This is a genomic window from Curtobacterium sp. MMLR14_006 (assembly GCF_001864985.1).
GTDB lineage: Bacteria > Actinomycetota > Actinomycetes > Actinomycetales > Microbacteriaceae > Curtobacterium.
Genome location: NZ_MJGU01000001.1, coordinates 1 through 13,224 on the forward strand (window position 1 = coordinate 1; position 13,224 = coordinate 13,224).

Annotated in this window: 12 protein-coding genes; all 12 read right to left on the reverse strand. The window is 72.9% G+C overall.

Annotated elements, in window-relative coordinates; all coding sequences use genetic code 11:
• Positions 1-53 precede the first annotated feature (53 nt).
• Positions 54-2,159 carry a fructose-specific PTS transporter subunit EIIC gene (locus BIU94_RS00005; protein ID WP_071252966.1) on the reverse strand — a complete coding sequence of 702 codons (2,106 nt, stop codon included), beginning with the start codon at positions 2,157-2,159 and terminating at the stop codon, positions 54-56.
• Positions 2,160-2,224: 65 nt separating this feature from the next.
• Entirely contained in the window at positions 2,225-3,235 is a 1,011-nt protein-coding gene (locus tag BIU94_RS00010) for a 1-phosphofructokinase family hexose kinase (RefSeq protein WP_254784666.1), read from the reverse strand.
• Positions 3,232-4,020 (reverse strand): DeoR/GlpR family DNA-binding transcription regulator, encoded by a 789-nt coding sequence (locus tag BIU94_RS00015; protein WP_071252969.1) that lies wholly within the window; start codon positions 4,018-4,020, stop codon positions 3,232-3,234. The genes BIU94_RS00010 and BIU94_RS00015 overlap by 4 nt, the downstream gene beginning before the upstream one ends.
• A gap of 286 nt (positions 4,021-4,306) precedes the next feature.
• On the reverse strand, positions 4,307-5,218 hold the full coding sequence (locus BIU94_RS00020; RefSeq protein WP_254784669.1) for a carbohydrate ABC transporter permease: 912 nt from the start codon (positions 5,216-5,218) through the stop codon (positions 4,307-4,309).
• Positions 5,215-6,216, reverse strand: a complete 1,002-nt coding sequence (locus BIU94_RS00025; protein WP_083404470.1) for a carbohydrate ABC transporter permease — start codon at positions 6,214-6,216, stop codon at positions 5,215-5,217. The genes BIU94_RS00020 and BIU94_RS00025 overlap by 4 nt, the downstream gene beginning before the upstream one ends.
• Before the next feature lie 3 nt (positions 6,217-6,219).
• Positions 6,220-7,545 carry a sugar ABC transporter substrate-binding protein gene (locus BIU94_RS00030; protein ID WP_071252971.1) on the reverse strand — a complete coding sequence of 442 codons (1,326 nt, stop codon included), beginning with the start codon at positions 7,543-7,545 and terminating at the stop codon, positions 6,220-6,222.
• Between the two features lie 303 nt (positions 7,546-7,848).
• On the reverse strand, positions 7,849-9,036 hold the full coding sequence (locus BIU94_RS00035) for an ABC transporter permease (protein ID WP_071252973.1): 1,188 nt from the start codon (positions 9,034-9,036) through the stop codon (positions 7,849-7,851).
• Complete coding sequence (locus BIU94_RS00040; protein WP_071252975.1) at positions 9,033-9,770, reverse strand: ABC transporter ATP-binding protein; 738 nt, start codon at positions 9,768-9,770, stop codon at positions 9,033-9,035. Before BIU94_RS00040 ends, BIU94_RS00035 begins: the two co-directional genes overlap by 4 nt.
• Complete coding sequence (locus BIU94_RS00045; RefSeq protein ID WP_139196197.1) at positions 9,767-10,840, reverse strand: peptidoglycan-binding protein; 1,074 nt, start codon at positions 10,838-10,840, stop codon at positions 9,767-9,769. The genes BIU94_RS00040 and BIU94_RS00045 overlap by 4 nt, the downstream gene beginning before the upstream one ends.
• A gap of 8 nt (positions 10,841-10,848) precedes the next feature.
• Positions 10,849-11,382: a hypothetical protein gene (locus tag BIU94_RS00050; protein ID WP_071252979.1), complete on the reverse strand. Its 534-nt coding sequence runs from the start codon at positions 11,380-11,382 to the stop codon at positions 10,849-10,851.
• Positions 11,383-11,399: 17 nt separating this feature from the next.
• A complete protein-coding gene (locus BIU94_RS00055) occupies positions 11,400-12,569 on the reverse strand; it encodes a HAMP domain-containing sensor histidine kinase (RefSeq protein ID WP_071252981.1) in 1,170 nt (389 codons plus the stop codon).
• Positions 12,569-13,222, reverse strand: a complete 654-nt coding sequence (locus tag BIU94_RS00060; protein WP_071252983.1) for a response regulator transcription factor — start codon at positions 13,220-13,222, stop codon at positions 12,569-12,571. The genes BIU94_RS00055 and BIU94_RS00060 overlap by 1 nt, the downstream gene beginning before the upstream one ends.
• Positions 13,223-13,224 lie beyond the last annotated feature (2 nt).

A 13,224-nucleotide genomic window follows, 5' to 3' on the forward strand; every position in this document is an offset into this window, starting at 1 on the left:
AGGCCCGGTGCCAGCTGGCACCGGGCCTCCCGTCCGTCAGGTGGTCGCGTGGACTACGCGGCGACCGGCGCGCGCTGGCCGACCGTCTCGGCGGCCGCGGCAGCCTCGCCGCCGGCGGCGGCCTCGTCCACGGGACGGCGGCGCACCCACTTCTTCAGGGCGACGAGCACCCCGGCGGACACGAACGCGCCGAGCACGACCGCTCCGAGCCAGGCCCAGAAGTTCCCGATCGCGAAGAACACGAACACGCCGCCGTGCGGTGCTCGCGAGGTCACGCCCACCGCCATCGAGATCGCACCGGTGACCGCCGCCCCGACCATCGAGGCCGGGATGACGCGGAGCGGGTCGGCCGCGGCGAACGGGATCGCACCCTCGGAGATGAACGAGAAGCCGAGCAGGTAGGCCGCCTTGCCGTTCTCGCGCTCCGGCTTCGTGAAGCCCCCGCGGTAGAACAGCGTCGACGCGAGCGCCATCGCGAGCGGCGGCACCATGCCGGCGCCCATCACGGCGGCCATGATCTCGAACGGCACGACGTTCGTGGCGGTCCCCGCGCCGAGGCCGGCGACGGCGAACGCGTAGGCCACCTTGTTGACCGGTCCGCCGAGGTCGAACGCCATCATGAGGCCGAGGATGATGCCGAGCAGGATCGCGGAGGCACCGGACAGCGAGTTGAGGAAGCCGGTCAGCTGCGTCATGAGCCAGGCGATCGGGCCGCCGAGCACCAGGAGCATGAGCCCGGAGGCGATGATCGACGCGAACAGCGGGATGATCACCACCGGCATGAGGCCGCGCAGCCAGCGCCAGGTCGGGATGCGCCCGATCCAGTACGCGGCGGCACCGGCGATGAGGCCGCCGACCAGACCGCCGAGGAACCCGGCGTTCATGAAGACGGCGATCGACCCGGCGACGAACCCGGGCGCGATGCCCGGTCGGTCCGCCATGGCGTAGGCGATGTACCCGGCGAGCGCGGCCACCAGGAACCCGAGCGAGACCTGTCCGATCTGGAACGCGGCGGCGCCGAGGTAGTAGCCGAGGCCCTCCGCCGGCAGGTTCAGCAACGTCGAGTGCGTCAGCGTCCAGGCGGCGTTGCTCACGCCGTCGTCGCCGTGGGTCGACGCGATCTGGTACCCGGAGAGCAGGAAGCCGAGCGCGATGAGGAGCCCGCCGCCCGCGACGAACGGGATCATGTAGCTGACGCCGGTGAGCAGCCAGCGCTTGAGCGACTGACCGAAGTGCTCGTTCTTCGCGGTCGACTCGCCGTCGGTGGCGGCGGCGCCCTGGACGCGGGCGGCGTGCGGGTCCTCCGAGGCGCGCACGGCCTCGGCGATCATCGCATCGGGCTCGTCCACGCCGCGCTTGACCGGCCCGGAGACGAGCGGCTTGCCGGCGAACCGACCACGGTCGCGGACGTCGACGTCGACCGCGAACACGACGGCGTCGGCCCGGGCGATGAGCGCCGGGTCGAGGGGCTCGACCTGCGAGGACCCCTGCGTCTCGATGTGCATCTCGGCACCGGCGCGCTGGGCGGCGGCGACGAGCGCGTCGGCCGCCATGTAGGTGTGCGCGATGCCGGTCGGGCAGGCGGTGACGCCGACGAAGACCTTGCGGTCGGCGGCCGGTGCGGCCGGTGCGGCCGATACTGCGGTCGCAGTGGAGGCCCGGCTCGCGTTCCCGACGCCGGCCTCGGCCACCTCGCCGCTCACCTCGTGGTCGACCAGCCGGACGATCTCGTCGGCGGTGGTCGCGGCGCGGAGTGCGGCGGTGAAGTCGTCGCGGATGAGCGCACGGGCCAGGGTCGACAGCACCGTCAGGTGGTCCTTGTCGGCGCCCTCGGGCACGGCGATCATGAAGACGACGTCGGCGTCGCCGTCCGGGGCGCCGAAGGGCACCTTGCGGGCGAGGCGCGAGAACGCCAGGGTCGGCTCGGACACCGACGCCGACCGGGCGTGCGGGATCGCGATGCCACCGGGGACGCCGGTGCCGACGCTCGCCTCGCGGGCGATGGCGTCCTCGGCGAGGGCACGGCCGTCGGCGGCACGCCCGGTCGCGGCGACGCGGTCGGCCAGGACGCGGATCACCTCGGTCGACGTGGCACCGAGGTCCTCGTCGAGGCCGACGAGCTGTGCGCTGATGAGGCGCGGACTCGAGTCTGCGGACATGTGCTTGCTCCTTCGCAATGGCGCTGGTCGCGCGGTGGTGCAGGTGTTCGGGGGTGGGGAGGGGATCAGGCCGGCTCGGGGGCCGGGTGCGTGTCGAGCACCCGGACGGAGACCGCCGTCGGGTCGGTGTGGTCGAGGGCCGGCACGTCGCTGCCGGGCAGTGCCGCTGCGGCGGCCCCGGTGGCGACGGCCTGGGCGAGGCGCCGCTCGGGGGACGCCCCGGCGACCTCGGCGAGCAGGTAACCGGCGAGCGAGGAGTCCCCCGCGCCGACCGTCGACCGGGCGACGATCGTCGGGGCGGCCGCCGCGAAGGCGCCGTCCGCGGAGACCAGGACCGCGCCGGCGCTGCCGAGGGTGAGCAGCACCGTGCCGACGTTCCGTTGCCGGAGCCGGCCGGCACCGGCGACGGCGGCGTCGAGGTCGCGCTCGTACTCGTCCGGGTCGCCGCCGACGACCTCGGCGAGCTCCTCGGCGTTCGGCTTCACCAGGTCGATCCGTTCGCCGGACTGCAGCAGCGCCGTGAACGGCACCCCCGACGAGTCGACGGCGATCCGGACGTCCGCTCCGTGCCGGGCACGGACGGCCCGGACGAGCACCGCGAGCGCGTCGTCGGGCAGTCCGGGCGGCAGCGAGCCGGCGAACACGACCCAGCGGGCGGCCGGACCGGTGGCGGTCGCGGCGGCGGTGTCGGCGACCAGCGCGGCGAGGTCGTCGAGTCGGCCGGCGAGCGAGGGGCCAGGCTCGTTGAGCTTCGTCGTGGTGCCGGTCGGCTCGGTGACGGTGACGTTCGAGCGGAGCGGTGCGCCGATCGGCAGCGCGGCGGTCGGGATGCCCCGGGTCGCGAGGCCGAGCAGCACCGGGTCGAGCTCGTCGCCGGGCAGCACGGCGGTGGTGTCCCCGCCGCTCGCCACGACCACGCGGGACACGTTGACGCCCTTGCCGCCGGGCTCGGCGGTCGACCGGGTGGCCCGCTGCACGGCACCGCGCTGCAGTTCACCGGCGAGCTCGATGGTGCGGTCGAGGGACGGGTTCGGGGTCACCGTGACGATGCGGGTGCTGCCGTGCTGCTCGTTCACGCGACGACCACCTCGACGTCGGCGTCGGTGAGCGCCCCGGTCAGGTCCGCCGGCGGCTGCTCGTCGGTGACGAGCGTGTCGATCTCGTCGAGCCGGGCGAAGCGCATGAGCGCCTCGACCCCGTGCTTCGCGGCGTCGGCGAGCACCACGGCCCGGCGGGCGGCGAGGACGTAGGCACCCTTGACGGCGGCCTCGTACTCGTCGGGGGTGCTCAGGCCGAACCCGGCGGACAACCCGTTCGTGCCGATGAAGGCGATGTCGGGGCGCAGCGCCCCGATCTGCTCGACGGTGGCGGTGCCGACGGCGGCGCTCGTCACGCCGCGCACCCGACCGCCGAGCAGGTGCAGCTCGACGTTCGCGCTGTGCTGCAGCACCGCGGCGATCGGCACCGAGTTCGTGATGACGGTGATCGTCGCGCCGGCCACCTCGGGCTCCCAGCGGGCGAGCTCGGCGGCGACGGCGGCGCTCGTGGTGCCGGCGTCCAGGGCGATCGACCCGGTGAAGGTGGCCGGCACCAGGCGCATCGCGGCCCGGGCGATCGCGGACTTCGCGGTGCCGTGCTGCCCCTCGCGCTCGGCGACGCTCAGCTCGACGACGCTCGAACGTCCGACCGGCACCGCTCCCCCGTGCACCCGACGCAGCACGCCGGCCGACTCGAGCGCGCCGAGGTCGCGGCGGACGGTCTCGGTGGTGACGTCGAAGTGCTCGGCCAGGTCGGCGACGGAGACCCGGCCGGCGTCCTGCAGCGCTGCTGCGATCGCCTCGTGCCGCTCGGTTGCGTACATGCCCGAACTCCTTCGTTCCCGTGGGTTTTGGAAACTGTAAGCCCGAACCCCACGCAAACGCAACCGCCGCCGCGAACGACCGAACACGACGAGGTCGCACGATCTGCCGCTCGAACAGCGCCGACGCGGCACATCGTGCGACCTCGACGCACCGCACGCGGCGAGTCGTGCGACCTCGGCGGCGCCGCGCGGGCCGGGGCACGCGGCCGGGGCGCGCCGAAGTGACGCCGCCCGCACACGGACGCCCCGCCCTGCTCGTGCAGGACGGGGCGTTCGTCGCGGTGGGTCAGCCCTTCACGGCCCCCGCCGTCATGCCGCTCACCAGCCGGCGCTGCACGATGAGGAAGAAGACCACCACCGGGATCGAGAACAGCACGCTCGCCGCCATGAGCCCGCCGAAGTCCGTCCCCTTGTTCGTCGAGAAGCCGGCGAGCCACACCGGCAGGGTGTACATCCCCTGGTCCTTGAGCATCACGTACGCGATGAGGTAGTCGTTCCACGCCGCGATGAACGCGAACACGCTCGTGGCGATGACCCCGGGCATCACGAGCGGGAACAGCACGCTCCACAGGATCCGGAACGTGCCGGCGCCGTCGACCTTCGCGGCCTCCTCGATCTCGACCGGCACGGAGACGAAGAACCCGCGCATCACCCAGATCGAGAACGGCAGCACGCTCGCGACGTAGGCCAGGATCAGCCCGATGTAGCTGTTGAGCAGCCCGAGGGTCTGGAACGACAGGAACAGCGGGATGAGCAGCGCGCCGGACGGGATCATCTGCACGAACAGGATGGCGACCAGGATCGCGCGTCGTCCGCGGAACCGGAACCGCGAGAGCGCTGCCGACGCCAGGAACCCGACGACGATCGACAGCAGCACGGCCGCCACGACGACGATGGTCGAGTTCCGCAGGTACACCAGGAACCCGTCCTGCGTCAGCGCGCGGGTGAAGTTCTCGAACGTGGGGTGCAGCGGCAGCCAGATCGGGGTCATCGTGGTGACCTCGTCGGCGGGCTTGAACGCGGTGTTCACCATCCAGTAGATCGGGAACACCCACACCAGGCAGAACAGCACCGCGATCGTGTTCGCGACGATCCGCGGCCTGCGCCGCCGGGTCCGCGGCGTGGCGGGCGTCGGCCGAGGTGCAGGAGCCGGCGTCGGCGCCCCGGCGGTCGGGCGGGACTGCGTCGAGAGGGTCACAGGTCCTCCTCACCGCTGCGGACGAGGCGGCGGATGTAGTAGCTGGTGAGCACGCCGAGGATCACGGTGGAGATGACGGCGATGGCGGCGCCCTGCCCGTAGGCGTTCGAGACGAACGACTGCACGAAGGTCCAGATGCCGAGGGTCAGGGTCGCTTCCTCCGGTCCGCCACGGGTGAGCAGCCAGATCTGGTTGAAGACGTTGAAGTCCCAGATCACCGACAGGATCGACACGAGCAGCAGCGTCGGCGCGAGCGCCGGCAGGGTGATCGACCGGTACATCGTCCAAGTCGAGGCGCCGTCGAGCGCGCCGGCCTCGTAGTACTCGGGCGCGATCTGCGACTGCGCCGCGTAGAGCGTCAGCGCGACGAAGGGCACGGCCTGCCAGATGACGAGCGTGAGCACGATCGTGTAGGCCTGCGCCGGGTGCGACGCCCAGTTGTCCTGCGTGTGGTCACCGAACACCCGCAGCTGCGTGACGAGCCAGTTGAGCACGCCGTAGAACGGCTGGAACAGCCACTGCCAGACCAGGCTCGACGCCACGTTCGGCATCGCCCACGCGAGCACGAGCACGACGCTCACGATCGTCCGCATGGCCACGCCGAGCCGGGTGAGCAGCTGGGCCACGCCCATCCCGATGACGATCGTGCCGAGCACCATCGCGCCGGTGACGAGCACGGTGCGCAGGATGACCGGCCAGAACGACGCGTCGGTCAGGACGTCGGTGTAGTTCGACGCCCCGGCGAACCCGGCCTGTCCGGTGAAGATGGCCCGCAGCCCGTAGTCCTGGAACGAGATGACGACGAGCCGGACCAGCGGGTAGACCACGAGGGCGAGCAGCAGGACGGCTGCCGGCGCGAGCAGCACGAGCGGTGCCCGCGACGCCACCGGCGACCGGCGACGCGGCCGGGGTCGGGGCTGGGGGCCGTCCGTCCCCCGCCGGCCGGTGGCCGGCCCGGTGTGCACCGGGTCGGCCACCTGCTCCGCAGTGGAGGTCATCGACTACGGCTGCGCGTTCAGCGCGGTCGTGAGGTGCTTCGAGAAGCCCTCGGCTGCCTGCTGCGGCGTCTTCCGTCCGGTCGCGACGTCGGCGAACATCGACTGGAACGACGCGTCGCCCTCGATGGTCGCCCAGCCCGGCGCGCCCGGGGTCGGACGGCTGGTCGAGGCGGCCTCGAAGTACGGCTTGTGCAGCGTGTCCACGTCACCGGCGACCGCGTCGAGCAGCTGGGTCGAGTTCGGCTCCCAGCCGTCCACGCCGAAGACCTGCTCCTGCTGGAACTCCTTCGAGGTCAGGATCTTCAGGTAGTACAGCGCCAGGTCCTGGTTCTGCGACTTCGCGGGGATCCCGAGGTCGGACCCGCCGAGGAACACCGGCTGCGTCTTCCCGGCCGTCTTCGAGGGCATCGGGAAGGTCCCGATCTGGTCGGCGAGTGCGGGCTTGGCCGTCGTCACCGACCCGATCTCCCACGCGGACCCGAGGAACGCCGAGGTGTTCCCCTGGGCGAAGACGTCGCTCTGCGAGGGCTTGTCGGTGTTGATGTCCTGCGTGGACTTCGCGGAGTAGTCGTTCTGGAAGTCCTTCCACGCCGTCAGGCCCTCGACCGCGTCGTCCGAGTCGAGCGTGCCGGTCCACTTGCCGCCGTCGTCCGTGGCGATCTCGCCGCCGGCGTCCCACACCCACTGCAGGCCGCCGTACCAGTACTGCCCGGGCATGTAGAACGCGGAGAAGTCGCTGCGCGGGTTCGCGGCCTTGACCTTGTCGAGGTCGGCGGTGAGCTCCTCGTAGGTCGTCGGCACCTCGGTGACGCCGGCGTCCTTCCAGACCTTCTTGTTGTAGACGACGGCACGGTTGCCGGCGAAGAGGGGCGCTCCGTAGAGCTTGCCGTCGACGGTCGCCGGCCCCTCGAGCCCGGTGAGCCAGGTCTGCCCGTCCTTCAGCTCGTCGCGGTACGGCGTCAGGTCCTTCAGCCCGCCGGCGGCCGCGTACACCGGCACCTGCGTGTTGCCGAGGTCCACGACGTCCGGAGCGTCGGACTGCGCGAGCGCGGTGGTGAGCTTGGTGGTGATGCCGTCCCACTGCTGGGTCTGGATCGTCACCTTCGCCCCGGTGTCCGCGGTGAACTGCTTCTCGGCGGCCTGCAGGACCTTGTCCGTCAGGTCGCCGTTCATCACCCAGACGGTGATGGTCTTGCCCTTGCCATCGGGTGTGCCGATGGACTTCGTGCCGCCGTCGGAAGCTCCGTTGCTTCCGGCGGAGCACCCGGTGAGGGCGAGCGCGCCTGCGAGGGCGAGCGCACCGAGTGCGGCGAAACGCGTGCGTGTCACGTTGACTCCCTTGGTCCGACCTTTATGAAAGGACGTTGCGTATTGGTCATGAAAGACCCTTCGGAAGCCGTTGTCAACCGTTGGACCGGTCCCTGCGGAGAGCGGTCTCCCGCGTGTTTCCGGGGGATCACGGATGGCGAACAGATGATGACCACCGCTTGACGCGGTGGTCATGACCAGGCATGATCTGCGCCGCACGAGCGTGGCTCTGCAGGCGACGGCCAGGAGGCCCGGCACCGGTCTCGGGACCGGTGCCGGGCCTCCACGGCGCCACCTCCACGGCGTCACCTCCACCGCACCGTGTCAGACGGCCGCCAGGGCGGACGTCGGCGGGATGCGCGCCGCGCGCGCCGCCGGGTAGAGCCCGGAGACCCCGCCGATGACGACCGTCGCGCCGAGGCCGCCGGCCACCGCCCAGGGCGGCAGCGCCACCGGCCACCCCTGCGCGACGGCGAACGCCACCGTCACGCCGACGCCGATCACGACCCCGGCCACCCCGCCGAGGAACGACAGCAGCAGGGACTCGACCAGGAACTGGTCGCGGATCGTCCGCCGACGTGCTCCGAGGGCGCGGCGCACCCCGACCTCGGCGCGACGCTCGAGCACCGTGATCACCATCGTGTTGGCGACGCCGATGCCCCCGACGAGCAGCGCGACGCCGCCGATGCCGACGAGCAGTCCGGTGAACGAGTCGTCGGTGGCGTCCTTCGCGGCGAGCGCGTCCGACGGTCGGGTGACCCCGACGTCCTGCGGCGCACCCGGTCGGACCGCGGCCGCGAGGACGTCACGGGCCGCTTCCACCCGCTCCGGGTCGACGCGCGTGTAGACGGCGGTCGGCGCCCCGTCGAACCCGAGCTGTCCGGCGAGCGCACGCGGCACGAACACGCTGTTGTCGAGTTCCGCGGCGAGCGCGAGCGGCCGGAGGACCCCGACCACCTGCACCCACTGTCCGCCGATCCACACCCGGGTGTCGGCACGGACCCGGTCGATGCCGAGCGCGGCCGCGGCCGCGTCCCCGAGCACGACCTGCGGCGCCGCGGTCCGGGCGTCGTCGATCCACCGCCCGGAGGCGAGCTCGCCACCGAGCACCCCGGGCACGTCGCCCCAGGCGGCGAGCACGGCGATGCCCTTCGTCTCCGGCGCCGGGACGTACCCGTTGCGGTAGACCCCGGCGCCCGGCACCGTGCCGACCGCGGCAGCGGACTCGACGTCGTCCTGCCGGTGCACCGACTCGAGCGCGGTGTCCGGCAGCGGCGGTGTCTCGCCGAACCCCTCGGCCTCGGTGACGGTGAGCACGTTCGTGCCGAGGGCGTCGAGGACCTGGTCGACCTTCGCCTTGCTCGACGACGAGATCCCGACGACCGCGATCATCGCCGCGATGCCGATGGCGATGCCGAGGGCCGACAGCACGACGCGCGCCGGCCGGGTCCGCAGGCCGAACACCCCGAGTCGGAGCAGGTCCGTCGGGCTGACGGTGCCCCGGGCGCTCACCGGTCGCCCCGGATCGCGGCGGCGAGCGCGGCGGCCCCGCCCGCGGTGTCGTCCTGCGAGACGAGACCGTCCCGCATCCGGACCCGGCGGGGCAGCGATGCCGCGAGCTCGAGGTCGTGTGTGATGACGAGCACGGTGGTCCCGCCGTCGTTGAGCTCGCGCAGCAGTCCGAGGACCGCCGTGCCCGACGCGGTGTCGAGCGCCCCGGTCGGCTCGTCCGCCAACAGGATCGTGGGCTCGCCGACGACGGCCCGGGCGATCGCGACCCGCTGCTTCTCACCGCCGGACAGCTGGTGCGGGCGGTGGTCGACCCGGTGCCCGAGTCCGACCCGGCCGAGCGCCTCGACCGCGCGCCGGTGCCGGTCGCGGCGCGGGACTCCCGCGTAGAGCAGCCCGTCGGCGACGTTCTCGGCGGCGGTCGCCCCGGCCTGCAGGTGGAAGTGCTGGAACACGAAGCCGATGTGCTCGGCCCGCAGGCGCGACAGGGCGTCGTCGGACATCGTGGCGACGTCGTTGCCGGCGATCGTCACGGTGCCGGAGGTCGGCCGGTCGAGCGTCCCGACGATGTTGAGCATGGTCGACTTGCCGGACCCGGACGGCCCGACGACGGCGACGAGTTCCCCGGCCGTGACCTCGAGCGAGACGCCGCGGAGCGCGCCGACGTCGCCGTAGGTCTTCACGACGTCCGCGAGCGACAGGACGACCTCGCGGTCCGGCGCGGTGGTGCCGGTCATCCGGGCACCACCACCCGGTCGCCCGCGGCGACGTCGCCGGTGATCGCCACGCGGCCGCCGGCGGTGAACCCCGGCTCGACGGGCACGCGCTCGGTCGTGCCGTCCCGGCGGACCAGGTCGACGGCGTAGTGGCCGCCGGAACCCGCGACGAGGGCCGAGACCGGCACGGAGAGCACGCCCCGTTCGGTGGTGCCCTCCGCGTCGACCTGGGCAGAGGCCGCGGCCGGCAGCTTGCGGTCGCCGGGGTCGAAGGACACCGAGACGACGACCTTGGTCCCGCCGTCCTCGTCGGTCTCGGGCTGGACGTCGGCGACCTCGCCGCGCATCGGGGCCCCCGTGCCGTTCACCCGGACGTCCACCCGGGTGCCGACCGCCAGCCGCTCGGCGTCGCGCTGCGACACGGTCGCCGAGACGATGCGCTCCGTGCTCGTGACCTGCAGCACGTCGCCGCCGCCGGTGCCCGCTGCGCCCGCGCCTGCGGCGCCGGTCGACCGGCCGAGCTCGCCGTCCACCGACGCGACCCGCACGGCCCCGTCGACGAACGCGACGTCGTCGGCGGTCAGGACCCCGGTCACCTCGTGGTCCCGGTCCTCCTGCCACTGCCGCACCGCGGCCTGGGTCCGCGGGCCGAACTCGTCGTCCACGGACACGTCGTAGCCCAGGGCCGCGAGGTTCTCGTTGAGCTGCCGCACGTCGGTGCCGTGCACCCCGCGGGACAGGTCGCGCCACAGCGGTACCGTGCCGTACATCGACCGCACACCGCGCTCGTCCACCGCGTACAGGTCCTCGTCGCGCTCGATGACGTCGCCGGGGCGGGGCAACCACGTGATCGTGCCGGCGGCCGCTGCGGGCACGCCCGTCGGGGCGCCGTAGCCGAGGGTGCCGGCGAAGACCTTCGAGTCGGTCAGGTCGCCCTTCGTGACGGTCGCGGTGGGGCCGCTGGAGGCGTCGTCCGGGGTGGCCGACGCCGACGACGACCCCGGGGCCGGGGCGACGACGGCCCACGTGCCCAGACCGACCCCGACGACGGCGACCAGACAGGCGCCGACGACCAGCGACCGTCGACGCACGGAGCGGCTCACTCGCCGGCCCCGGTCGTGCCGGACCCGAGCGTCTCCTCGTCGCACGCGCGCGCGACCTCGTCGAAGGCAGCCCGGTCGTCCGGCTGGTACGCCTGCCTGCCCGCCTCGTCGTCGGGGTAGTCGGAGAACCCGCCCTCGCGGATGCACGCCGCTGCCTGCCGCTGCTGCTCGGCCGCACCCTCCATCGGCTTCGCCATCTTCCCGTCGCCGGCGCCCCCGCCGTCACCGATGCACTCCTTGAGGTCGTTCTGGTACTGCTCCGGGTCGACGCCGTCGGGCGCACCGAACTGCATCGTCTGGCCACCGCTCGAGGGGTCCGCCATGTCGTACCCCTTGCCGCGCATGCACTCGGCGAGCGTCGCGCCCTTGCCGGCCGCCCCGGCGGTGTGCCCCGAGGTGGCGCCGGCGGACCCGGTGTCCTCCGCGCTCGAGCACCCGGCGAGCAGTCCGGGCAGCAGGACGACGGCGACGGCTGCGGTGGCGAGGAGGGAACGGGTCCGGCGGGTCTTCGTGGTGGTTGTCGTGTTCATGCCTCCAGGACACCGGATCAGCTGTTTCGCCCGGCGTCTCGTCGGGGTTGCACCGGCGAAACACCGACGCGGACGACGAGTCCACCGGCAGCTCGCGCGTCGACGGACAGCGACCACCCGTGCGCCTGCACGACGGACGCCACGATCGACAGTCCGAGACCGCTGTGCCGCCCGGCCGACCGCGCCGACGAGCACCGCCGGAACGGTTCGACCAGGCGGGGCGCCTCGTCCACCGGCACCGCGGGCCCGGAGTTCTCGACGACGATCCCGTCCGACGACGTCGTCACCCGGACGAACCCGCCGGGCTCGTTGTACTCGACGGCGTTGCCGACGAGGTTGCCGAGGAGCTGCCGCAGCAGCGTCGGCTCGGCGTCGACGACCAGGCCGGGAGGCCCGGTGCGGGTCTCGTGCGTCAGCGCGACCCCGGCGTCGGCTGCGTTTCCGGCCGCCCCCGCGACCACCTCGGCGGTCACGTCGTCCACGTGGACCACCTGCGTCGTGCCGTCGAGCCCGCGGTCGGCCTCGGCGAGTACCAGCAGCGACTCGACCAGGTGCTCGGTCCGCCGGTTCTGCTCGAGGAGTTCGTCGCGGACGGCCCGGACGTCGTCGCCGCCGACGTCGTCGTGCAACCCGATCTGCACGGCGGCCCGCTGCACCGCGAGCGGGGTCCGGAGCTCGTGCGACGCCTGCGCCACGAACCGCCGCTGGCTCTCGAACGCCGTCTCGAGCCGGTCGAGCAGGTCGTCGATGGTGCGGGACAGCCGCCGGAGTTCGTCGTCCGGACCGACCAGGGCGATCCGCTCGTGCAGGTTCGACGCGGTGATCCGGGTCGCGGTGGCGGTGATCCGGTCGATCGGGCGGAGCATCCGCCGGCTGACGAACCACCCGACACCACCCGCGAGCATCCCCGCGACGACGATCCCCACCGCCGACCACTGCCACTGCAGCGCGTTGGCCTCGGTGACGACGCGCAGGGTCGTCTGCGACGCACCGATCCGCTCGGGGGTGATCGGGACGGCGGACGGGATCCGGGTCGCCGGCCCGCCGTCCCGACCGAGCACGGGGAGCGTCCGGGCGAACGACTGCTGGGACGCCAGGTTCACGAACACCAGCACGGCGGTGGTGAGCACCATCGAGGCCACGGCGAAGGCGAGAGCCGTCCGGACGCGGATGGTGAGCGTCCGCATCACAGGGCGTACCCCTGCCCCGGCACCGTCCGGATCGGGTCCGGGTCGCCGAGCTTGCGCCGGAGCTTCGACATCGTCACCCGGACGGCGGCGGTGAACGGGTCGACGTTCATGTCCCAGACCTTCTCGAGCAGTTCCTCGGCCGAGACGATCCGGCCGTCCGCACGCAGCAGGGTCTCGAGCACGCCGAGCTCCTTCGCGGTGAGGTCGAGCGGGCGACCGTCACGCGTCGCCATCCGTCGGTTCGTGTCGAGGAGCAGGCCGGCACGTCCGAGCACCGGCGCGACGGGTGCGACGCTCCGGCGGCCGAGCGCCCGGACCCGCGCGACGAGCTCCGGGTACTCGAACGGCTTCGTCAGGTAGTCGTCGGCGCCGAGTTCGAGGCCGTTCACCCGGTCGGTCAGGGTCGTCGCCGCGGTGAGCATGAGGATCCGGGTCAGGCTCCCCCGGGCCGCCAGCCGCCGGGCGACCTCGTCGCCGTGCATGCCCGGCAGGTCGCGGTCGAGCACGACGACGTCGTAGTCGTTGACCGCCAGGAGCTCGTCGGCGTGGTCGCCGCGGTGGGCGACGTCGACCGCCATGCCCTGCCGGGTCAACCCCGTCGCGACGAGGTCGGCGAGGGCTTGCTCATCATCCACCACGAGTACACGCACTG